The organism is Coriobacteriaceae bacterium (genome assembly GCA_025993015.1).
Taxonomy (GTDB): Bacteria; Actinomycetota; Coriobacteriia; order Coriobacteriales; family Coriobacteriaceae; genus Collinsella.
The window spans coordinates 237,419-258,509 of the sequence record DAJPFV010000001.1 but is presented as its reverse complement, the minus strand read 5'-3'; the positions used below and the strand labels follow the sequence as shown (position 1 = coordinate 258,509).

The window sequence follows — 21,091 nt, the reverse complement described above, 5'->3', positions numbered from 1 at the left end:
GGGCCGGCCGATCCGGCCCTCAGGGTATCGGGTTCCCATATTCATCCGTACATGTACGGATGAATATGGGAGGTGTTCGGATGAAGTTGATATTCAAGGGACTATCGGCAAACGAGGAGCAACTAAACAAGTTGGTTGATAATTGCATGAAAGCAGATATACTACAATTGATTAGATAGAGGAGGTTTCTGCATGGACGTTATTAACAAAGATCTCTTGGAGCAACTGAAAGAGTTTCAGGAAGAGGGCGTCGTGGTAGAAGTGTTCGACTTTGAGGACTACATGGATAAATTCTGCCATTAGTTTCGAAATTTACTCGCCTCGCTTAAAGGAGAAGTCGATTATCGATTTCTCCTTTTTAATTAAAGATATTATTGAAATACATGCTCTTAGCACAGGTTGGCCTCTCAGTAAACTGGGAGGTTGCTTTGGCTAGTTAGAGATATGTGAACGTCCGTTAGACTGAATCTCAGGGTAGAAGGGGCCTCCAGTGTCCAGATCAACAAGGCAATGCTGCGTTTCGGCTAATAAGAACGATGGCTTTTTGCGTGTGGCGGCGGCGTCGCCGCAGATTCGCGTTGCCGATGTCGAGGACAATGTCGAGGTTGCATTGGCGGCTGTTCGCGAGGCTGCCGAGCGCGGCGTTCGCGCGCTGGTGCTGCCCGAGCTCAACTTGTGCGGCTATACCGCGGCCGACCTGTTCCATAATCGCACGCTGCTGCATGCCTGCGAGGCTGCTTTGATGCATATCCTCGATGAGACTCGTGAGCTGCCGATTGTCTTTACCATCGGTCTTCCCGTTGCGGTTGCCGAGAATATCTACAACTGCGCCGCCGTGTGCTGCGCGGGCGAGCTTTTGGGCCTCACGGCCAAGAAGCATCTGCCCAACTATGGCGAGTTCTACGAGCGCCGCTGGTTTGCTCCGGCGCCCGCAGATCCTGTGTGGGTCGAGTTTGCCGGTCAGGGTCCGGTTCCGCTGGGTTCGGAGCTTGTCTACCGCTGCTGTGACGAGGGTGCCGAGGATATGGTGCTGGGCGTTGAGGTCTGCGAGGACCTGTGGGTGCCGGCGCCCCCTTCGACCGAGATGGCGCTTGCCGGTGCGACGGTGATTCTCAACCCGTCGGCTTCGGACGAAATCATCGGTAAGGCAGACTATCGCCGCAGCCTCATCTCTAACCAGAGCGCACGCCTGTACTGCGCCTATGCCTATGCGGACGCGAGCGAGGGCGAGTCCACGACCGACATGGTCTTTGCAGGCGAGAACCTTGTCTACGAAAACGGTTCGAAGCTCGCCGCGACCAAACTGCTTACCTGCGATATGGCCGTCGCCGATGTCGATCTTGACCGTCTGGTTGCCGAGCGCCGTCGCTCGACGACGTGGACGCGCGCGGACGATGCGCCGGAGGCCACGACCGTTGAATTTTCGTTTGAGGGCGTGCTGGCCGAAGAACCTGTCCTGCGCGATGCCTGCGATATCGACCGCGTTTTCCCGCGCGCGCCCTTTGTGCCGGCCGACCACGGCGACTTGGCCGAGCGCTGCGAGACGATCCTCGATCTGCAGACTGCGGGCCTCAAGACCCGCCTTGCCCACACGGGTACCAAGGCTGCGGTTATCGGCCTTTCGGGCGGCTTGGACTCCACGCTAGCGCTGCTTGTGACCGTGCGTGCCTTCGATGCACTGGGGCTGCCGCGCACTGGTATCACAGCCATGTCCATGCCCGGCTTCGGCACGACGCATCGCACCAAGTCGAATGCCGAGTCGCTCGCTCGCGACCTGGGTGTGAGCTTCCGCGAGGTTTCGATCCACGCGGCTGTGGAGCAGCACTTCAAGGACATTGAGCACGATCCGGCCGTCCAAGACGTGACCTACGAGAACAGCCAGGCGCGCGAGCGTACGCAGATTCTGATGGATCTGGCCAACCAGGCTGGCGGTTTTGTCATTGGCACGGGCGACCTGTCGGAGCTGGCGCTCGGCTGGGCTACCTATAACGGCGACCACATGAGCATGTACGCCGTCAACGCGAGCGTGCCCAAGACGCTTGTGCGCCATCTGGTACGCTATGCCGCCGATGTCTTTGGCGGGCGCATTGCCGAGGTCTTGCTCGATATCCTCGATACGCCGGTGTCCCCCGAGCTTCTGCCGCCCACGGGCGACGGCGAGATTGCGCAGAAGACCGAGGATTTGGTGGGCCCGTACGAGTTGCACGACTACTTCCTCTACTACCTGCTGCGTTTTGGCTTTGAGCCGGGCAAGATCTACCGCATGGCGCTCAAGAGCTTCGAGGGCGCCTACGACGCCAAGACCGTCCACACGTGGCTACGTACGTTCTACCGTCGCTTCTTTGCCCAGCAGTTTAAGCGCAGCTGCCTGCCCGATGGTCCCAAGGTGGGCTCGGTGACGCTCAGCCCGCGCGGCGATTGGCGTATGCCGAGTGACGCCAGCTCGCGTCTGTGGCTTGCGCAGATCGATGCGCTCAATCCGGTTGACTAAGGTTGGCTAAATTGAACCAATACGGGGGTTGCAAGCGTTACACTTTTGCAATCTGATGGCCCGTATCGCGCGGCGCTCTTGTCGGAGCGCCGCGTTTTTTTATATCGAAAGGTGGCACCATGCAGGCATCGCAGCGTCTCGACCGCTTTGGCGCGGAGGTCTTCGCCTCGCTCAACAACAAACTGCTTGCGCTGAAGGCTCAGGGCAAGACCATTTATAACATGAGCGTGGGCACGCCCGACTTTAAGCCGTACGACCACGTGGTCGAGGCGCTCACTCAAGCGGCGCAAGATCCCGAGATGTGGAAGTATGCCCTGCGCGACCTGCCCGAACTCAAGCAGTCCGTGTGCGATTACTATGAGCGCCGCTTTGGCGTTTCGGGCATTACACCGTCCATGGTGCAGTCGTGCAACGGCACGCAGGAGGGCGTGGGTCATTTGGGCCTGGCCCTGCTCGATCCGGGTGACACTATTTTGGTTCCCGATCCGTGCTACCCGGTCTTTGAGGCGGGTGCCAAGATCGCCGATGCCAAGCTCGAGTACTATCCGCTGGTTGCCGAGCACAATTACCTGCCCTATGTGGCGGGTATCGATCCCGAGGTGGCCGATCGTGCCAAGTATATGATCGTGTCGCTGCCCGCGAACCCGGTGGGCTCGGTGGGCACGCCCGAGATCTACGAGGAGATCATCGCTTTCGCCCGCGAGCACGACCTGCTCATCGTCCATGACAACGCGTACTCCGACATCGTGTTCGACGGCGAGCCGGGTGGCAGCTTTTTGCAGTATCCCGGTGCGCTCGAGGTGGGCGTGGAGTTCTTCTCGCTTTCCAAGTCGTTTAACGTCACCGGTGCCCGCATTGGCTTTTTGGTCGGCCGCGAGGACGTGGTCTCTGCCTTTGCCAAGCTGCGCGGCCAGATCGACTTTGGCATGTTCTTCCCGATCCAGAAGGCTGCTATCGCCTGCCTGAACGGTCCGCGCGATGAGGTCGAGGCGCAGCGTCTGAAGTACCAGGAGCGCCGCGATGCCCTGTGCGACGGTCTTGAGGACCTGGGTTGGGAGCGTCCCAACGCGCATGGCTCCATGTTTGTGTGGGCCAAGCTTCCCGGTGGTCGCACCGATTCCATGGCGTTTTGCGAGGAGCTCATGGAGAAGGCCGGCGTTGTGGTGACGCCGGGCGCGAGCTTTGGTCCTTCGGGCGAGGGGCACGTGCGCATGGCGCTGGTCCTGCCGCCCGATCAGATTGCTTTGGCTGTCGAGGCCATTCGCGAGGCGGGCCTGTATTAGAAAGCTATTTCGCCTCGTCAATATATCGAAACCGATTTCGTGCAGTTATTTTACGAATCCTGCAAACAATTTCGGTAAACGGTCGATTTTTGGCTGCGAATAGGAGCATAATCAAAGTCCCGATTGGATGTATTGGGATTACGACAAGCCGCTCGGGTCGTTCCCGGGCGGCTTGTTTGTGGAGAGAGATGGGAGTTTCTAATGGTTAACGAGAAGAAGGTCGCTATTGTCGGCTGCGGTTTCGTCGGTTCGTCTTCGGCGTTCGCGCTGATGCAGAGTGGTCTGTTCTCCGAGATGGTCCTCATCGACGTGGACAAGAACCGCGCCGAGGGTGAGGCCCTGGATATCGCGCACGGCATGACGTTTGCCGAGCCGATGAAGATCTACGCCGGCGATTATTCCGATGTCGCCGACGCCGCCATGATTGTCGTTACCGCTGGCGCTGCCCAGAAGCCCGGTGAGACCCGCCTGGACCTGGTCAACAAGAACGTCAACATCTTTAAGTCCATTATCCCCGAGATTAAGAAGTCCGGCTTCGACGGCATTCTGCTCATCGTCTCCAACCCGGTCGATGTTCTGACCTACGCCGCCATCAAGATGTCCGGCCTGCCCGAGGGCCACGTCATCGGTTCCGGTACCGTGCTCGACACCGGCCGTCTGCAGCAGATGCTTGGTGCCCACGTCGAGGTTGACCCGCGCGACGTTCAGGCCTATGTCATGGGTGAGCACGGCGACTCCGAGTTCGTCGCTTGGTCCAGCGCCCAGGTTGCCGGCGTGCCGCTGAACACCTTCTGCGAGCTTCACGGCCATCTGGAGCATGAGGCCGCCGAGAAGCGCATCGCCGAGGACGTCAAGAACTCCGCCTACACCATCATCGAGAAGAAGCACGCCACCTACTATGGCGTCGCCATGGCCGTCAAGCGCATCTGCACCGCCGTTATGCGCGATGAGCAGACCGTTCTGCCTGTCTCCTCGCTCATGGTGGGCGAGTATGGCCTGTCCGATCTTGCCATCTCCATGCCGACCGTCGTTGGCCGCGACGGCGTTGTCTGCCGCGTCCCCGTGCCGCTGAACGATGACGAGCAGCATGAGCTCACCGTCTCCGCCAAGGCCCTCAAGGACATCATCGACAGCGTCGATTTCTCCTGCTAAATCAAGCTCGCTAGAGCGAAAAGCTACAATGAAGGCGTCCGAGTCCACGCGGCCCGGGCGCTTTTTTGGTGCAAAGTAACCTGACCCCAATGCACTATAGTCGATGGGAGGGCCATGTCGGATTCGCCTAATTTTTTGACCTATGCCCAGACGGCGTTTGATCCGTTTGAGGAGCGGCCGTTCTGCGCGGTGGATAGCCTGGTCTTTGCGTGGTTGTCCTATTTGCGTTTGCCGGGTGATATGGCGGAGCTGACGAACTGGCAGGGCCTGGACGTACGCGAGCTGCTGCGTGCCGAGTGCTATCGGGACATGATTGACGACTTGTGGGACCCGGAGGGGAGCAGGGCCTTGTTGGAGGCCGTGGCAGCAAGTCCTCGCTACCGTGGCGTGCACGTTTGCGGCTATCGTGCTGTGAGCGATGTGGTGGCGACGGAGCAGTTTGCAGCCATGGCGTTCCGGTTTCCGGCGGGGTTTAGTTACCTTTCCTTCCGGGGGACCGACAGCACGATTGTGGGTTGGAAAGAGGACTTTAACATGGCGTTCCGGTGTCCTGTGCCGGCCCAGGAATCCGCGGCACGTTATGTGGACGAGGCGGCGGATGCGATTGACGGGCCGCTTTTGTGCGGAGGTCATTCCAAGGGTGGAAACCTTGCGGTGTACGGTGCGGCAATGTGCTCCGATGTCGCCCGTGAGCGAATCGAACGGGCATATTCCCATGATGGTCCGGGTTTCGTCGAGGAGTTCCTGAACGGCGACGCCTTTGCCGATCTTTCCGGTCGAATCGACAAGACGCTACCTCGGTCGTCGATCTTTGGCATGATGTTCGAGACACAGGAGGACTATGCCATCGTTGAGAGCACCGAGTTCAGCCTGCTGCAACACAATCCCTTTAGCTGGGTGGTTGATGGTCGCGACTTCGTGTACTGCGAGCGCCTGTCCGCCGGTGCTCGATACGTTGATGGCTCTATTCGCGAGATGCTGCTTGCAGTGTCGCCTAGCGAGCGCGAGCGTTTTGTAGATGCGTTGTTCTCCGTGTTTGAGGCTACGGGTGCTGAGCGGTTTGCGGATATCGCTGGGAATCTGCGCGAGAGCCTGCCCGTGATGCTCCAGGCTACGCAAGGCTTTGACAAGGATACGCGACGCTTTGTCTCGCAGACCATCGCGGCAATCCTTAAATGCGCACTGCTGCCCAAACGACCCCAGATCGACATGCCCGCTGCCGGCAAGAGTTTGGCAGAACAGCTCGAGACTTGGCAGTCCGAGCTCCTGCGCTAGCCATTGGTGCAAAGCAACCTGTCCCCGATGCACCAATCTTCGATGCGCCTGGGGCGGGCTCGACCGCTATACTGGTTCGTGCCGAAATCGATCTAGAACGGAATGCCGTATATGAAAATCAATCACGCGATTCTGCATATCCTGGACTTTGACTCTGCCGTCAACGTCATGAGCCAGCGCGAGCTCGATATCGAGAGTCGTACCGTGCGCAACTTCGTGACCACGCATCTGCGCCGCGCACGCACCTCGGCCGACAATAAACGCGCCACGTTTGCCGAGAGCTCTGCGTTTGGTGGCGAGCTCAAGGGCTATTTCTTTGGCGAGCGCGAGTTCGTGGACCTGTCGCAGCAGATTGCGGAGTTTATTTCCTCCGAGCTCACCAAAGCCGAGAAAGCCGAGTCCACCGACGTGCTCGTGGCCGATTTTGACGACGATGAGGATGCCCGCTGGTTTGCCGTGATGCTGCTGGGCTCCAAGCAGGCTTTTATGCACGAAGTGGGCCGCGAGGAGGGGGAGGTGCGCAACGACATCGCGCGCCACTACGCCATTCTGCCAAACCCCTCGCAAAAGGTGCCGAGCTATGCCATCGTGCGCGCGAGTACCATGGAGATCGGCTACGTGGACAAGAAGCGCAAGATTGCCGGCGAGGACTGTATGCTTATCCCCGATGGCCTGCTGCAGTGCGACACGGGCGTATCGGGCAAGGAGGTCATCGACACCGTGACGCGTGTGGTCGAGGAAGTCGCCGAGGAGCACGGTGCCAACACGGCTATAGCGCTCGCTAAGGTTAAGGCTGCCGTTGCCGAGAAGGTCGAGGATGACGAGGAGCTGCCGCCTTGGGATATCGTCGACGAGGTCTTTGAGGACGAACCGGTTATCAAGGAGAGTGTGCGCGCGGCACTGACCGAGGAGAAAGTGCCTGAGCGTGTGCCCGTGGAGCGCAAGCAGGTCGAACGCGCGGCGGTGCGCAATCATAAGATCCGTACCGACACGGGTATCGAGATCAGCTTCCCGGCCGAGATGGGCTCGAACTCCGAGTACATCGAGTTTGTCAACGAACCCAACGGCCTCATCTCCATCGAGCTCAAGAATATCGGCAGCATCGAGAATCGATAAACTGTGCTTGGACACTGCAAAAAAACAAAGGCCGAAGCCTCGGATGAGGGCTTCGGCCTTTTTGCTTGGAGCTGAATTGCGCCGTAGGTTGAGCATACGTCAGCGAAAACGCCCCTAAGCGAGCAAGGTGACGTGAAAGAGGAGGGAAGCGTACTTCGGTACGCGACCGACGATTGAACGTCAGATTGCCGCTCTGGGTCGTTTGTAGCGTCGACTAGTTACGCGGTTTGGTAAAACCGCGTAACCCTACAGCTGGCGCAGGCCTTCCTCGAGACCGGTCTTGCTGTCGGTCTTCTCGTCACGCATCTTGATGACGCGGGCGGGGACACCGGCCACGACGGCGCCGGCGGGGACGTCCTCGACGCACACGGCGCCGGCGGCAACTACAGCACCCTTGCCCACGTGCACGCCTTCCAGGACCACGGCGTTTGCGCCGATCATGACATCGTCCTCGATGATGACGGGCGTGGCGCTGGCGGGCTCCACAACGCCTGCCAGCACGGTGCCGGCGCCGATGTGGCAGTTCTTGCCCACGGTGGCGCGACCGCCCAGCACGGCGCCCATATCGATCATGGAACCCTCGCCGATAACGGAGCCGATGTTGATGATGGCGCCCATCATGATGACGGCACGGTCGCCAATCTCGACGCGGTCGCGAATGATCGCGCCCGGCTCGATGCGGGCGTTGATGCCCTTAAGGTCGAGCATGGGGACGGCGGAGTTGCGGCAGTCATTCTCGACGTCGTAGTAATCGATGGAATCGGCGTTGGCGTCCAGGATGGCTTTGAGCTCGTCCCAGTCGCCAAAGACGGTCTTGCCGCGACGGCCGCCGTAGACATGTGCGTCGCCCCAAGCAACCTTCATGCCGGGTTTCTCGCGCACATACAGCTTGACAGGCGTCTTTTTAGGCGCGGTGGCGATGTAATTGATAATCTCCTGGGCATCCATCTCGGCTGCGTTGCTCATTCGCTATCTCTCCTTTGGGTGGATTCGGTTGATACCTGGTTAGGCAAACATGACCTGGTCGAACGTATAGAAGCCGGGTTCGCGGGCGACGAGCTTCTGCGCGGCTGCCAGGGCGCCGTTGACAAAGATCTGACGGCTCGTGGCGCGGTGGGTGAGCGTGACCTCCTCGTCCTGGCCAAAGAAACTCACTTCGTGGACGCCGGCGACAGTGCCACCGCGCAGCGAGTGCATGCCGATCTCCTTGGGATCGCGTGCTCCGCACATGCCCTCGCGGCCATAGACGGGGTGGTAGCCTGCCTCGGGCTCGGCTTCGACGACGGCGTCGAGCAACAACTTGGCAGTGCCGCTGGGGGCGTCGACCTTTTGGTTATGGTGCGTCTCGACGATTTCGCAGTCAAAGCCGGGCAGCTCGCGTGTAGCCTGCGCTACCAGATGGCGCAGGGCTGCGATACCGATGGAGTAATTGCCCGAGTGCATAACGCGGGTGTTCTGGCCCAGCTCACGCAGGCGGTCCATCTGCTCGGGGGTGTAGCCTGTGGTGCCTGAGACCAACGCCGCGCCCGTGCGCTCGACATAGGCGACGACAGCGTCGAAGGTCGCGACGTTCGAGAAGTCGATAATCACATCGGCAGCCGGTGCGTTCTCGAGCTCGCTCAAATCGAAGCCAATCTGGGCCACGATATCAAAAACGGGCTGCCCGGCGGCATCGACAATGCTTTCGGCGGTGGTGCGGATGAGCGAGCCCATGCGGCCCGTTCCCATAATGACGGTCTTAATCAAGCAGACCAGCTCCCTTCAGAGCATCGGTAAGTGCGGATCGCGTGTCGTCTGCCATGGGGCACAGCGGCATACGGTAGTTTGCCTCGATCATGCCCATCTGGGCGAGCGCTTCCTTAACGGGGATGGGGTTGACCTCGCTAAAGAGGGCATTGATGAGCGGCTGACCGGCAATCTGGATATCGCGGGCGCGCTCCACGTCGCCGTCCAAATAGGCGTGGCACATGTCGTGCACGAGCTGCGGCTGAACATCGGCCCACACGCTGATGGTGCCCGAGGCGCCCAGGCTCATGAGCGGCACGGTAAGCGCGTCCTCGCCCGAGTACATGCGGAAGTCGTCTGACAGCAGGTGAGCGATCTTGGCCGCGTAGGCGACGTCGCCCGAGGCTTCCTTAATACCCATGATGTTGGGATGTGCGGCCAGGCGCTCTACGTTGTGCTCGCTGATACCGCAGCCGCAACGACCGGGGATGTTGTACAGGATGCAGGGAATGTCCACGGCATCGGCTACGGTCTTAAAGTGCTGATAGATACCCTCTTCGTTAGACTTGTTGTAGTAGGGGGTAATGAGCAGCAGGCCGTCGGCTCCCAAGCCCTGGTAAGTAAGCGACTTGGTGAGCATGGTCTGCGTGGAGTTGGAGCCCGAGCCGGCGATGACGGGGACGCGTCCTGCAACTTGCTTGACCACCGCGGCGACAACGGAGTTGTCCTCGTCGTCGGTCATCGTGGCGCTCTCGCCGGTGGTGCCTAGGGTGAGGATGGCGTCGGTGCCGTTTTGCAGGTGGAAATCGATAAGGCGCCCAAGCGCGTCAAAGTCGACACTGCCGTCCTTTTTAAACGGCGTAACTAGGGCGACGGTTGAGCCCTCGAGATTGCGGATGTCCATGTTCTTCCCCTTCGCCTCTGCGATCTGGATGCGTTTGTTCCATTGAGCTGCGACTGCCAAGCGCTCGTCTTTGGCGCGACGGCGTGCACTTTCGGCGCGCGACTTGGCCAGCAGCTCTCGGCCGCACGGCAGCACGTCGAGCGTGGCAAAGTAATCGCCCGGGCGCTCGGCGCGGCGGATGAGGTCGGCCGCGCCATCGGGGCGCAGCAGGACCTCGGCCGAGCGCAGCCGTCCGTTGTAGTTGTAGCCCATGGAGTAGCCATGCGCACCGGTATCGTGGATTACAAGCAGGTCACCCATGTCGATATGCGGCAGCTCGCGATCGATAGCGAACTTGTCGTTGTTCTCGCATAGGTTGCCCGTGATGTCATAGGTGTTCGTGACGGACGCTGTGGCCTTGTCGGCGCCGCCCGGCTGACCCATTACCGTAATGTGGTGGTAGGCGCCATACATGGCAGGGCGAATCAAATCGACGGCGCTTGCATCGACACCGATATAGTCCTTGTAGATCTGCTTCTCGTGGATGGCCTTGGTGACCAGGCAGCCGTAGGGGCCCATCATAAAGCGGCCCATCTCGGTGCAGATCGCCACATCGCCCATGCCGGCGGGAACCAGGATCTCGTCGTATGCCGCGTGTACTCCCTCGCCGATGGCGCGAATGTCGTTGGTCTGCTGCTCGGGCAGGTAGGGGATGCCGACGCCGCCGGACAGATTGATGAAGGCGACGTGTGCGCCGGTCTCGCGCTCCAGGCGTACGGCAAGCTCAAAGAGGATGCGCGCGAGCTTGGGGTAGTAGTCGTTGGTGACAGTGTTGCTGGCAAGGAATGCGTGGATGCCAAAGTCCTCGGCGCCCTTGGCCTTGAGCATGCGGAAGGCCTCGAAGAGCTGCTCGGTGGTCATGCCATATTTGGAGTCGCCCGGGTTGTCCATGATGCCGTTGGAGAGCTGGAACAGGCCGCCTGGATTAAAGCGGCAGCTGACCGTCTTGGGGATGGGCCCCGCAACGCGCTCAAAGAACCCGATGTGGCTGATGTCGTCAAAGTTGACGATGGCACCCAGCTTGTCGGCGAGCTCAAAGTCGGCAGCCGGTGTGTCGTTGGACGAGAACATGATGTCGTGTCCCGTGATACCCAGTGAGCGGGCGATCATGAGCTCGGTATAGCTCGAGCAATCGCAGCCGCAGCCGTATTCGTTGAGAATGGAGATGAGCGCCGGGTTGGGGTTGGCCTTGACGGCAAAGTATTCCTTAAAGCCCGGGTTCCATGCAAAGGCGTCGCGCACTTCTTGCATGTTGCGGCGGATGCCCGCCTCGTCGTATAGATGAAACGGCGTGGGGAACTGCTCGACGATATGCTCGAGTGTCTCCTTGTCCACAAACGGCTGCTTGGCCGCATATGCCTCGTTGGGGGTCAATGCCATGTCCCGTAAACCTCGCTATCCAGACGGCGCCATCTGCGCATCGAATCCGCATAGCGTGGACCCAATGTCCGGATAGCGCTCCCGCATTGCTGCAGACAGTCCTGTGGGTGTTTCCCACAGGCCCACCAGGTTGTTCGTGCCCGAAAAGCCCAGTTCGGCGGGTTTCGCCTCCCCACGGGGTCAAAGCCTGCCGGCTCGCCCGCGGTTCTTCGTGCCCGCGCCTCTATCAAGTGGTAACGACCCTACCACGTTGCACTTTACCAAACAAGAGTATTCGTATATAACGTTTAAAAAATGCAGGGATATGCTGGAAACATGTGCGCCACAATCCTGTATCACAATAAGTTGCAACAGATGTGCCTCACGAAGGGATCCTCTATGACCGAGCTCCAAGAACTCCGTCGCTATCGCCGCGATCTCCATCGCATTCCGGAGCTCGATTTCGATCTTCCGCAAACCATTGCCTATATCGAGGGCGTGCTGGCACCGCTCACCTGCGAAGTGACCCATCCGTGCCCCAGCTGCGTCTGTGCTTTCTTCGACGCCGGCGTTGATGCCGCGCATGCCACGGCGATTCGCGCCGATATGGATGCGCTGCCCATCGCGGAAGCGACGGGAGCGGCCTTTGCCTCAACCCATCCCGGCAAGATGCACGCTTGCGGACATGACGGACACATGGCCATGGCGCTTGCCGCCGCGACGTATGTCGACCGTACGATTCGCGAGCATCCGGGCGCCATTAGGCGCAATGTTCTCTTTGTGTTCCAGCCGGCCGAGGAAACGACCGGTGGTGCCAAGACGGTATGCGAGAGCGGTGTGTTCGAGCGCTATGGGGCCGACCGCATTTTTGGCTTCCATGTGTGGCCCGATCTGCCCGCCGGCACGTTGGCGAGCTGCTCCGGTCCGTTGCTGGCGCGTTCGAGTGAGACACACATTCATATTCACGGGACGAGCATCCATATTGCTAAGACCTATGGCGTTCCGGTCGAGGAGTCGCACGATGCGGCGCTGGCGGCTGCCAAGTTCTTGGTTGCCGAGCGCGAACTGATGGATGAGCTGGGTGCCGATGAGCCCTGCATTGGCAAGTTCGGCCTGCTGCAGGCAGGCACCGTCTGCAATGCGGTGGCGGGGGAGGCCCATGTTGCCGGCAGCCTGCGTGTGTTTACAGACGACATGTTCGACCGGGCACGCGAGGGCGTGCGCCGCGTGCTGGACGATGCCTGCGCTGCAACGGGCTGCACGTACGATCTCGACTTTGCCGAGGGCTATCCGCCGGTCGACAACGACCCCGAGCTATTTGCCAGCGTCGCGCCTGCCTTGCCCGGGCTGCAGCTTATGGAGGAGCCGCTGTTAATTGCCGAGGATTTCGCGTTCTATCAGCGCCATTTGCCGGGCGTGTTTTTCCTGCTGGGCACGGGTATGCCAGAGGGCCAAGACAACCCGAGTGATTCGGATGGCTGCCCCGCCTATGCCACAAGCGCTCTGCATACCGATAGCATGCTCTTCGACGAGGAAATCCTACTCACAGGCCTCGATGTCTATAAACGATTGCTTTTGCTTGACTAAGGTGTGAAGGACTATTTGTTCTAGAAAACACGAACAAACGTACGATATAATAGAGATGTAAGTCTATAGAAACGTTTGACGTTACTAACGTAAGGCGATACTATGATTGCATCGTATGAAGATGAGGATACCGAACGCTTTGCCATGGGTGTGCGGGTCAGGAGGTTCGTGCCCTTTGAGCGTGTTGCGTTGAGGAAGATTCGCCAACTGCAGGTTTGTGCTTCGCTTGATGATCTTCGCGTTCCGCCGGGCAATCGCCTGGAAGCTTTGAAGGGCGATCGTGCCGGTCAATATAGCATCCGTGTTAACGAGCGCTATCGGGTCTGTTTTGAGTGGAGACAGGAGATGGCTTGGAATGTCGAAATCGTCGATTATCACAAGTGATGAGACCTCGTCCGATTTGCTGTCGCCAGTGACTCCTGGTGAGCTTCTCAAAGAGGAGTTTCTTGTTCCCATGGGCATTTCTCAATATCGCCTTGCGAAAGAGACCGGGATTCCGGCTCAGCGTATCGGGCAGATTGTCTTGGGAAAACGTCGCGTGACGGCCGACACCGACCTCCGTCTTTGCCGTTATTTTGGCCTGACGGATGGTTATTGGCTGCGCGCTCAGGTGGCGTTTGACCTTGAGGCCGAGAAAAGGCGGATCGAACCGGAACTCGATAAGATCGTTCCTGTTCAGCAGGCCATTGCGCTGTAGTGCTCAGAGATGATGGGGGTGGCGTGACGATGAGGCGACGCCGACAGCCTGCCGTATATAGTCCGGGTGGATGCGGGTGCGGTTTGCTGCTGCTCCCGGTTATTGCTGTGAGCATTGGCGTGATGTTTGCGCTTGCCGGGCTTGCCGCGGCGGCGCTCGTGCTGTTTATCACTGCCATCGGCGTGACGATTTGGCTCTGCCGCAATCGCGAGCAACGCCGTGCCGACGGTAAAACCAATGTCGGCTGGGTCGTCTTTCTGATCATTGCGTACCTGCTGAGTGCCAGCTACCTTGTTTTCTTTGTCCTGTTGATGATCAGTGCTTTTACCGGGGAATCCGTCGCGGTGGTTTGATGCGCTGCCAGCAGACGGTCGCGCAAAGTGCGTTTGCTCGGCGTTTGGATAACTGCATTGGCCGTTTACCGCAACCTTAGCTCTCAGCTAATGAATTCAAGTTTAATCCTTCCTACGATGTGCTGTGTGCCGGCACGGTAGCCGGATCGTAGAAAGGATGCATAATGAAAAAGCTCGAAAACGAAGTGCTGCTGAGCCGTCGCACTGCACTTGGCGCATTCGCCACCGTCGCCTTGGGGACTGCCGGTCTTCTTGCCGGTTGTGATAGCGATAAGGCGACCGTCACCGAGGACGCTGGCGATGACGACAAGAAGGAAGAGGCGAAGAAGGAAGAGCAGTCTACGACTGACCTGGCGGTTGGTGCGACGGTCACCACGGCTTCCGGTCTTTCCGTCGTTGTCGATTCCGTCCAGCCCGGCCTCACAAATTATGACGGTTCGACCATGACGGGCATTCACGTCACGTACGTCAACAATGGCGATGAGGGCGCAGATTACAACATCTACGACTGGAAGGGCGAGGACGCCAACGGCGCTCAGCAGAATCAGGGTTACTACAGCGAGGGCTCCGATGAGCTGCAGTCTGGTACCCTTTCCGCCGGTGGCTCCGTGGCGGGCAATATCTACTTTGATGGCGATATCAAGAAGGCACTGTATTTTGCCAACATGTTTGATAAGTCTGCCACTGCAAGCTGGGTGCTGGCCTAGCATGTCGCTACCGTTGCGCCGTATGGGAGGTGAAGTCGTATGCCCGATAAAAAGCTGACCGAGGAGTTGCTCAATGAACTTCTCGATGCGCCGAACATCGATGGCTATATCAGGGAGCACGACTTTGCCGCCCCGTCGCTTTCGAACTACCTGAAGCAGCTACTGCAGGAAAAGGGCTTGGAGCGCTCGCGCGTGGTTCGTATGGCCGATCTCAATGAGACCTTTGGCTATCAGATCTTTACCGGTGCGCGTCATCCGAGTCGCAATAAGGTGCTGCAGATTGCCTTTGCGATGGCGCTGACGCTCAAAGAAACCAACCGTGCGCTGACGGCTGCCGGAGTAAGCGTCCTTAACTGCAAGGACCGCCGCGATGCGATTATCATCTTTTGTATCGATCGCGGATGCAGCCTCCAAAAGGTCAACGAGGAGCTGTATCGCTTTGGCGAGGAGACGGTGAGTTAGCGGTTGATATCTGAGCTGGCGGAGCTGCCGAACAACGACGCAAACGAACGGGGCGCGGATGCCATGGGGTGTCTGCGCCCTGCGCTATGATGGAGGCTATGGATACTCAGACCCCAACATATTCCGATGACGAGCTGACCGCAGCGCTTGCCGAGCACCTGGCGTCGCTCGATCGCGACGACAGCTATCGCGTGGAGCGTGTACTTAAGCGCTCGTCCGTTGAAACAACCGAGCTCGTGTACTTTGAAGGAACCGGCGGTGGTTCGCTCGGCCCCTTTGTCCGTAAACGCATCGATGCTTCGGCTCAAATCGGCGGGGCATACGAGCGTCTGTTTGCCGCGCAACGGGCAGGTAGGCGTTTTGAGCACCTGCCCAGAATCGTCGATTGTCGTCGTGTGGGCGACGAGCTCAACGTGGTTATGGAATACATCGAAGGGGAGACACTCGGGGCTCTGGTGGACCGTCTGGGAGCCACCCCCGATTATGCGCGTGAATTGTATCCTGTCCTTTGCGACGCCGTGGGCGAGCTCCATGCCGGTTTTGCAATGGCGGGGGAGACGTCGGCGCCGGTGATCCATCGCGACCTCAAGCCGTCGAATATCATCGTGACAGGTGCCAACTATACGCCTGATGACGGCCTGACATTTTCATCGCTGGTGATTATCGACCTAGGGATCGCGCGCGTATGGCGCGATGGCGCCGATGCCGACACCGTCAAGTTTGGCACACGACCCTATGCGCCGCCCGAGCAGTATGGGTTTGGGCAGACGAGTGTGCGCAGCGACGTCTACGCACTTGGCGCCCTGTTGTTCTTCTGCTTGACGGGAGTCGACCCTAAACCAGGGCTCGACATGCGCGAGCAATGCGAGGCGCGTGGCATTCCCACTCCACTTGCCGATGTCATCTGCATGTCGATGGCGCTCGACCCGGCCAAACGTTTTGCGAGTGCGGAAGCGTTGGGACGGGCGACGCGCGTGGCATACGACCTGATTCACCCCGTGCGGCCTTCTGCGCCTGCGCCTGTCCGTACTCCGGCCTCGGAGACGGTGTTGACGCCCCAAGGGCCCCAAAACCCCGCAGGGCTTCCTAGTCCCGCCGCCTCCGCTGCATGTGGTCTGCTCTCTCGCGTTCCGGAGTCTCTGGGGCGCATTTGGAATACGCTCGTCTGCTTCTCGCTGCTTGTGTTCTTTGCCGGAAGTCACTTTGCTGTCTTTCACCCCACGGGAGCAAACCAAAGCTACCCGACGTGGCTTCTCATAATCGAGTATTTTTTCTTTGTCGATGGCCTTATGGTGCTTATGCATTTTGCGCTGCTCGATAAGCGCCGTCTTCGTCGGCGATCCGCACTGCTCGACAGCTATCGCGGCAAGAAACTCGCGAAACTCTGGTTCAAGGCATTGGGTGTGCTGCTCCTATGCATGATCGTCATAGTCGCGGTTGCCAATGCGACCGGCGTCGTCGATACCTCCGCTACCTAAAAGAAAAGGGCCCCATTGGGGCCCTTTGCAGTTGCACCTAGATGCGGTTCATCTGAGCGGCGACTTTGTTGTACCAGTCCTGCCACGTGGGCGGGCAGTACTTTTTGGCCGCTGCCGGGGTAAGGGTGGAGCCGTAGTTGGCGCCCAGATAGGCAACGTGAGCGGAGATGCCCTCGCTCCAGCTGCCAAAGCTGCGCCAACCGCCGCCACGGGCACTCCAGCCCCAGGCGTTGTAAGAATTGGCGCAATAAGCACCCTTGGTGCTCTCGATGCAGGCGATGGCGGGGGACCAACGGGGGTCGACACCGGTGTTCCAGGCGGCAACGGCAAAGTTATAGCCCTGACCTGCCATGGGGGAGCCGGCAAGGTAGTTGTCGATGCGGCTCGTCCACTCATTAATGAACGAGTCGTAATCGGAGTTGCCGCTGTTCGAGTTGTTCGGCGTGGTGTCGATGGTGGTGTTGGCGTTGTTGGCCTGGCTGCTGGAATTGCTGCCGCTTACGCCCTCGCCCGAGAGCTTCTCGGCGGCAGCGGCCTTATCGGCCTCAAGCTTGGCAAGCTCGGCGGCATTTTCCTGCTCGGCTTTTGCCTGCGCCTCGCTGCGGAGCTGCTGGGCCTGCGCCAGCGCATCCTCGGCGTTTTTCTGCTCTGCCTCAAGCTGAGACTTGGCCTGCTGGAGCTCGGCCTTGTTCTGCTCGAGTTCGGTTTGCATGTTATTGAGCTGTTCGATCTCGTCGACGCTCGAGCTCGTGATCTGGTTGGTGTATTTACAGGTCGTGATGAACTCACCCAGGCTCTGCGCGTTGACCAGGAAGCTCACGATGGGATTGGTGCCCTTCTGATACTTGTACAGATCGCGCATGGCGGAGCTTGCCTTGGCCTGCTGCTCGGGAAGCTTAGCCTCGATTTCCTCGATGCTTGCCTCATTGGAGTCAATCTGCTTTTGCAAATCGTCGAGTTTGGTGCGGGCATCGTTGTAGGCGCTCGTGGCGGCTTCGATCTTCTGCTGGGCTGCGGAAAGCTGGTCCTGCGTTGCCTGCGAGGCGGCATACGCCGCAACGGGGGAGAGCATCGGCGTGGCCGTCAGCGCAACGGCGAGCGCGGCGCTCGTGATGATACGAGCCGGCTTCGACGCAATGAGCGCTGCGGCGCGATGATTCGAATGCTGCATCCAGTCCCTCTGCAATCAATCGTAGGTTATGGTTCGAACGGTATTCTACTACTGCTTTCGACCTCAACTTGAACCTTAAAGGTTCCAAAGGGTCAAGTTGAACTTGAGGCTTTGGCTTTGACCTGCAGTTATGATGAATTGTTGAGAAACCATAGAGTTCAACTTTAACGTTACGGGGCCTGTTTGAGAGGAGTTTTGGGCTGTAAAAGCTATCTCAACGTGGGGTTTTACAACTACAGTGTGCCCTTCTGGCGAGCCTGCTCAATCTCTTCGAGGGCCTCGGCGGGGGTGAACGAACAGGTGCCGTCGCCGAGTTTGACTACCTGGATTTCGTCGCCGGTATGGACCTCTCCGCCCTTTAGTACCACGCCGAAAACGCCCTCGTGGGGAAAGATGCAGTCGCCAGCGAGATAGTAGATGGCGCAACGGGTGTGGCAGACCTTGCCGATTTGGCTGATTTCGACCAGGACATCGTTGCCAATCTTGAGCTGCGTTCCCAGGGGGAGCGAGAGTAGATTGATGCCTTGCGTGGTGAAGTTCTCTCCAAAGTCACCCTCGTGTACGTCGAGCCCGAGTGCCTGCGCCGTCTGGATGGACTCCGCGGCTAAAAAAGAGACCTGGCGGTGCCAATGTCCGGCGTGCGCATCGGTAGCGAGGCCAAATTGCTCGATGACGGTGTCGTGCCCGTCGGCGACGGGTGACTTACGCGTGCCTTTGTGCTCCGACGTGTTGATTGAGACGATACGGGCAGGCCCATTGTAAGCATCGTTTGCGGTGCGTAGGGGAGCTGCCGTTTGTGTGCGTTCCGCCAGCTCGCGCCTCGCGGCATTGAGAATGGGATTATCGGTCGGATGGTCTTGGGGCACGTGCGCGCCTTTCGCTCGAGGATGTCAATACACTGAATCCTACAACAACGGTAGGTTCATTGCCCGTTGTCGTACAGCGGTGAGCGCTGTCTTTGCGCCGAGTTTGATCCTCCGATTGCCATAGATACGGTGGAACTTTGGGTGCTGGCGGTTTGGCACGCTAGAATGAATCGGTTGCACTAAGACCGCCCGTTGTGCGGGCAGTTCATGATAGGAAGTTTCCATGGCATTGCAATTTACAGAGCGCGAGTTCATTCCCGTGCTGCTCGGTGGCGACATCAACGCCTATTCGGTGGCGCGCGCCTTCTACGAAGAGTATCAGGTCAAGAGCCTGGTCTTTGGCAAGTATCAGACGGGCCCTGCGTATCGCAGCCAGATTATCGACTACACGCCCAATGTCGACATCGATACCATGCCCGTGATGCTCAAGACCGTCAACGATATCGCTCGGGCACATGCCGATAAGACGATCGTCCTGATGGGCTGCGGCGATAACTATGTTGCCCTGGTGGCCCAGGCAAAGGATGCCGATGAGCTGGCGGATAACATCGTTGCGCCCTATGCACCCTACAGCATGCTCGAGCAGTGCCAGAAGAAGGAGATCTTCTACGAGCTGTGCGAGAAGCATGGCGTGCCGTATCCGCACACCTTTACCTTTACTGCGCAGATGCTCAATGCGCAAGGCGAGGCACCGGCCGAAGTGCTCGACCAGATCGACTTCCCGTTCCCGATGATCCTGAAGCCGTCCGACGGCATCATGTGGTGGCAGCATGAGTTCGAGGGCCAGAAGAAGGCTTATGAGATTGCCGATCGAACCGAGCTGGAGCAGGTTATCCGTGACTCCTATGCCAGCGGCTACACCGACGACCTGATCTTGCAGGACCGCGTGCCCGGCAACGACGAGTACATGCGCGTGCTCACCAGCTATTCCGACCGCAACGGTAAGGTGCGCATGATGTGCCTGGGCCACGTGCTGCTCGAGGAGCATCAGCCCCATGGCGTTGGCAACCACGCCTGTATCATCACCGAGCCCAATGACGAGCTTATGGATGGCGTGCGCAAGCTGCTCGAGGACCTTCACTTTGTGGGCTATTCCAACTTTGACGTGAAGTATGACGAGCGCGATGGCTCGTTTAAGTTCTTCGACTTCAACACCCGCCAGGGCCGCAGCAACTACTATGTCACCAACAGCGGCTTTAACGTTGCCAAGTACGTGGTAGACGAGTATGTGTTCAACCGCCCGTTTGAGCCGGAGTTTGTGACGGCGCAGGACGAGGCGCTGTGGATGGTCGTCCCCATGGGTGTCGTCGACAAGTATGTCAAGGATCCCGAGCTGCGCGCTAAGGTGCATCGCCTAGATAGGGAAGGCAAGGGCGCCGACCCTTCGTTTATGAAGGGCGACTTTGTCTTTAACCGCTGGCTGCGCATGTGGCACACCAAGCTGCGTCACTTTAAGCTGTTCAAGACGTATTACAAGTAGATGAGTGAGGCGCCCGTCCGGTTTACATCGGGCGGGCGCGGGTATGATACGCGCAATTGCGCAAGCGTCACCAAGGAGGCGGCGATGGAAAAGCTGGGAGTTATCGGCGGCATGGGCGCCGAGGCCACGTCGTATTACTACGACCAGGTGGTGCGCCATACGGCGGCTACGTGCGACCAGGAGCATATCGACATGGTGGTGCTTTCCAAGTCGACCATGCCCGACCGCACGCTGGCCATCAAGACCGGTGAGCATGCCGAGCTGCTGGCGACCATGAAGGAGTGCGCCCAGGCGCTCGAATCGCTGGGCTGTGCGCACATCGCCATTCCCTGCAACACGTCACATTACTTCTACGACCAGATCCAGTCGTTTACGAAGGTGTCGATTATCCACATGCCGCGCGAGTCGGTGCGCTATGCTCTGGCCGGTGCGGTGATGGGGGAGTGCGAGTTCGATCCCAACCTGAGCATGCCGGCAGAGCCGGTGCGCAAGATCGGCATCATGGGCACCGACGGCACCGTGGGCGCGGGCGTCTATGGGCGCGAATGCGAGGCTGCGGGCGTCGAGGTCGTCTATCCCAGCGAGAAGCGTCAGGCCGACGTGATGTCGCTCATCTACGACGACGTCAAAGCCGGACGCGAGCCCGATATGGACAAGTTCGACCGCGTGATGTGGGAGTTCGCCCGCAGCGGCTGCGATCGCGTCATTTTGGCTTGCACGGAGCTCTCAGTGTTGCAGAAGTACCGCGAGATGCCCGAGATTACCCTCGACGCCATGGACGTCTTGGTGCGTGAATCCATCATTCGCAGCGGCGCTCCCTACCGCCTCTAGCCCCATGCCTACCAAAAAGGGACAGGTTTATTTTGGTAGGTTTTATCTGGGGAAACAGTAAAGGCCTCGGCTCGTTTGGTGCGAGCCGAGGCCTTTTGCATTAGGCGGTTGGTGC

19 protein-coding genes and 1 riboswitch are annotated in these 21,091 nt (G+C 59.1%); of the genes, 14 read left to right on the top strand and 5 right to left on the bottom strand.

Annotated elements, in window-relative coordinates; genetic code table 11:
- Positions 1-490: 490 nt before the first annotated feature.
- The 5 genes from OIL77_01135 to OIL77_01115 all read left to right on the top strand — a co-directional run bounded on the left by OIL77_01135 (position 491) and on the right by OIL77_01115 (position 7,317).
- Positions 491-2,491 (top strand): NAD(+) synthase, encoded by a 2,001-nt coding sequence (locus tag OIL77_01135; protein HJI44031.1) that lies wholly within the window; start codon positions 491-493, stop codon positions 2,489-2,491.
- Between the two features lie 119 nt (positions 2,492-2,610).
- Positions 2,611-3,774, top strand: coding sequence for an aminotransferase class I/II-fold pyridoxal phosphate-dependent enzyme (locus OIL77_01130; GenBank protein HJI44030.1), 1,164 nt, complete (start codon positions 2,611-2,613; stop codon positions 3,772-3,774).
- A 201-nt stretch (positions 3,775-3,975) separates the two neighbouring features.
- Positions 3,976-4,926: an L-lactate dehydrogenase gene (locus tag OIL77_01125; protein ID HJI44029.1), complete on the top strand. Its 951-nt coding sequence runs from the start codon at positions 3,976-3,978 to the stop codon at positions 4,924-4,926.
- Positions 4,927-5,040: 114 nt separating this feature from the next.
- The gene (locus OIL77_01120) at positions 5,041-6,201 is read left to right on the top strand and encodes a DUF2974 domain-containing protein (protein HJI44028.1); all 1,161 of its coding nucleotides are present in this window, start codon (positions 5,041-5,043) and stop codon (positions 6,199-6,201) included.
- Between the two features lie 111 nt (positions 6,202-6,312).
- A complete protein-coding gene (locus OIL77_01115; GenBank protein HJI44027.1) occupies positions 6,313-7,317 on the top strand; it encodes a nucleoid-associated protein in 1,005 nt (334 codons plus the stop codon).
- Between the two features lie 246 nt (positions 7,318-7,563).
- Here OIL77_01115 and dapD read toward each other — a convergent pair whose 3' ends face one another.
- From dapD to dapA, 3 genes are read right to left on the bottom strand one after another with little or no spacing between them, the layout of a single operon-like run.
- A complete protein-coding gene (gene dapD, locus OIL77_01110; GenBank protein ID HJI44026.1) occupies positions 7,564-8,283 on the bottom strand; it encodes a 2,3,4,5-tetrahydropyridine-2,6-dicarboxylate N-acetyltransferase in 720 nt (239 codons plus the stop codon).
- A gap of 39 nt (positions 8,284-8,322) precedes the next feature.
- On the bottom strand, positions 8,323-9,063 hold the full coding sequence (gene dapB, locus OIL77_01105) for a 4-hydroxy-tetrahydrodipicolinate reductase (protein ID HJI44025.1): 741 nt from the start codon (positions 9,061-9,063) through the stop codon (positions 8,323-8,325).
- The gene (dapA, locus tag OIL77_01100; protein ID HJI44024.1) at positions 9,056-11,365 is read right to left on the bottom strand and encodes a 4-hydroxy-tetrahydrodipicolinate synthase; all 2,310 of its coding nucleotides are present in this window, start codon (positions 11,363-11,365) and stop codon (positions 9,056-9,058) included. Before dapA ends, dapB begins: the two co-directional genes overlap by 8 nt.
- 65 nt (positions 11,366-11,430) lie before the next feature.
- Positions 11,431-11,599, bottom strand: a riboswitch (Lysine riboswitch).
- A 144-nt stretch (positions 11,600-11,743) separates the two neighbouring features.
- Between dapA and OIL77_01095 the strand changes: the two genes are divergently transcribed.
- The 7 genes from OIL77_01095 to OIL77_01065 all read left to right on the top strand — a co-directional run bounded on the left by OIL77_01095 (position 11,744) and on the right by OIL77_01065 (position 16,628).
- Entirely contained in the window at positions 11,744-12,931 is a 1,188-nt protein-coding gene (locus OIL77_01095; protein ID HJI44023.1) for an N-acetyldiaminopimelate deacetylase, read from the top strand.
- Between the two features lie 102 nt (positions 12,932-13,033).
- The gene (locus tag OIL77_01090) at positions 13,034-13,315 is read left to right on the top strand and encodes a type II toxin-antitoxin system RelE/ParE family toxin (GenBank protein ID HJI44022.1); all 282 of its coding nucleotides are present in this window, start codon (positions 13,034-13,036) and stop codon (positions 13,313-13,315) included.
- Positions 13,287-13,628, top strand: a complete 342-nt coding sequence (locus tag OIL77_01085; GenBank protein ID HJI44021.1) for a HigA family addiction module antitoxin — start codon at positions 13,287-13,289, stop codon at positions 13,626-13,628. The genes OIL77_01090 and OIL77_01085 overlap by 29 nt, the downstream gene beginning before the upstream one ends.
- 107 nt (positions 13,629-13,735) lie before the next feature.
- Positions 13,736-13,981: a hypothetical protein gene (locus OIL77_01080; protein HJI44020.1), complete on the top strand. Its 246-nt coding sequence runs from the start codon at positions 13,736-13,738 to the stop codon at positions 13,979-13,981.
- Positions 13,982-14,145: 164 nt separating this feature from the next.
- Complete coding sequence (locus OIL77_01075) at positions 14,146-14,688, top strand: DUF4352 domain-containing protein (protein HJI44019.1); 543 nt, start codon at positions 14,146-14,148, stop codon at positions 14,686-14,688.
- A gap of 39 nt (positions 14,689-14,727) precedes the next feature.
- Positions 14,728-15,150 carry an XRE family transcriptional regulator gene (locus OIL77_01070; protein ID HJI44018.1) on the top strand — a complete coding sequence of 141 codons (423 nt, stop codon included), beginning with the start codon at positions 14,728-14,730 and terminating at the stop codon, positions 15,148-15,150.
- Between the two features lie 98 nt (positions 15,151-15,248).
- Positions 15,249-16,628, top strand: a complete 1,380-nt coding sequence (locus OIL77_01065) for a protein kinase (GenBank protein HJI44017.1) — start codon at positions 15,249-15,251, stop codon at positions 16,626-16,628.
- Positions 16,629-16,665: 37 nt separating this feature from the next.
- Here OIL77_01065 and OIL77_01060 read toward each other — a convergent pair whose 3' ends face one another.
- Both OIL77_01060 and OIL77_01055 read right to left on the bottom strand, forming a co-directional pair.
- Positions 16,666-17,799 carry a hypothetical protein gene (locus OIL77_01060; GenBank protein ID HJI44016.1) on the bottom strand — a complete coding sequence of 378 codons (1,134 nt, stop codon included), beginning with the start codon at positions 17,797-17,799 and terminating at the stop codon, positions 16,666-16,668.
- A gap of 233 nt (positions 17,800-18,032) precedes the next feature.
- Entirely contained in the window at positions 18,033-18,665 is a 633-nt protein-coding gene (locus OIL77_01055; protein HJI44015.1) for an MOSC domain-containing protein, read from the bottom strand.
- A gap of 223 nt (positions 18,666-18,888) precedes the next feature.
- On the opposite strand from OIL77_01055, the gene OIL77_01050 reads away from it, so the two are divergent.
- Both OIL77_01050 and OIL77_01045 read left to right on the top strand, forming a co-directional pair.
- On the top strand, positions 18,889-20,145 hold the full coding sequence (locus OIL77_01050; GenBank protein ID HJI44014.1) for an ATP-grasp domain-containing protein: 1,257 nt from the start codon (positions 18,889-18,891) through the stop codon (positions 20,143-20,145).
- 84 nt (positions 20,146-20,229) lie between these two features.
- Complete coding sequence (locus OIL77_01045; protein ID HJI44013.1) at positions 20,230-20,976, top strand: aspartate/glutamate racemase family protein; 747 nt, start codon at positions 20,230-20,232, stop codon at positions 20,974-20,976.
- The last annotated feature ends 115 nt before the right edge of the window (positions 20,977-21,091 follow it).

What these genes read in the sequence shown, in the direction of transcription:
- OIL77_01060 (HJI44016.1), bottom strand. Translation starts at nt 17,799, where the DNA reads ATGCAGCATTCGAATCATCGCGCCGCAGCGCTCATTGCGTCGAAGCCG.
- OIL77_01065 (HJI44017.1), top strand. Translation starts at nt 15,249, where the DNA reads ATGGATACTCAGACCCCAACATATTCCGATGACGAGCTGACCGCAGCG.
- OIL77_01125 (HJI44029.1), top strand. Translation starts at nt 3,976, where the DNA reads ATGGTTAACGAGAAGAAGGTCGCTATTGTCGGCTGCGGTTTCGTCGGT.
- OIL77_01095 (HJI44023.1), top strand. Translation starts at nt 11,744, where the DNA reads ATGACCGAGCTCCAAGAACTCCGTCGCTATCGCCGCGATCTCCATCGC.
- OIL77_01075 (HJI44019.1), top strand. Translation starts at nt 14,146, where the DNA reads ATGAAAAAGCTCGAAAACGAAGTGCTGCTGAGCCGTCGCACTGCACTT.
- OIL77_01045 (HJI44013.1), top strand. Translation starts at nt 20,230, where the DNA reads ATGGAAAAGCTGGGAGTTATCGGCGGCATGGGCGCCGAGGCCACGTCG.
- dapA (HJI44024.1), bottom strand. Translation starts at nt 11,365, where the DNA reads ATGGCATTGACCCCCAACGAGGCATATGCGGCCAAGCAGCCGTTTGTG.
- OIL77_01130 (HJI44030.1), top strand. Translation starts at nt 2,611, where the DNA reads ATGCAGGCATCGCAGCGTCTCGACCGCTTTGGCGCGGAGGTCTTCGCC.
- dapD (HJI44026.1), bottom strand. Translation starts at nt 8,283, where the DNA reads ATGAGCAACGCAGCCGAGATGGATGCCCAGGAGATTATCAATTACATC.
- OIL77_01120 (HJI44028.1), top strand. Translation starts at nt 5,041, where the DNA reads ATGTCGGATTCGCCTAATTTTTTGACCTATGCCCAGACGGCGTTTGAT.
- OIL77_01050 (HJI44014.1), top strand. Translation starts at nt 18,889, where the DNA reads ATGGCATTGCAATTTACAGAGCGCGAGTTCATTCCCGTGCTGCTCGGT.
- OIL77_01070 (HJI44018.1), top strand. Translation starts at nt 14,728, where the DNA reads ATGCCCGATAAAAAGCTGACCGAGGAGTTGCTCAATGAACTTCTCGAT.
- OIL77_01115 (HJI44027.1), top strand. Translation starts at nt 6,313, where the DNA reads ATGAAAATCAATCACGCGATTCTGCATATCCTGGACTTTGACTCTGCC.
- OIL77_01090 (HJI44022.1), top strand. Translation starts at nt 13,034, where the DNA reads ATGATTGCATCGTATGAAGATGAGGATACCGAACGCTTTGCCATGGGT.
- OIL77_01085 (HJI44021.1), top strand. Translation starts at nt 13,287, where the DNA reads ATGTCGAAATCGTCGATTATCACAAGTGATGAGACCTCGTCCGATTTG.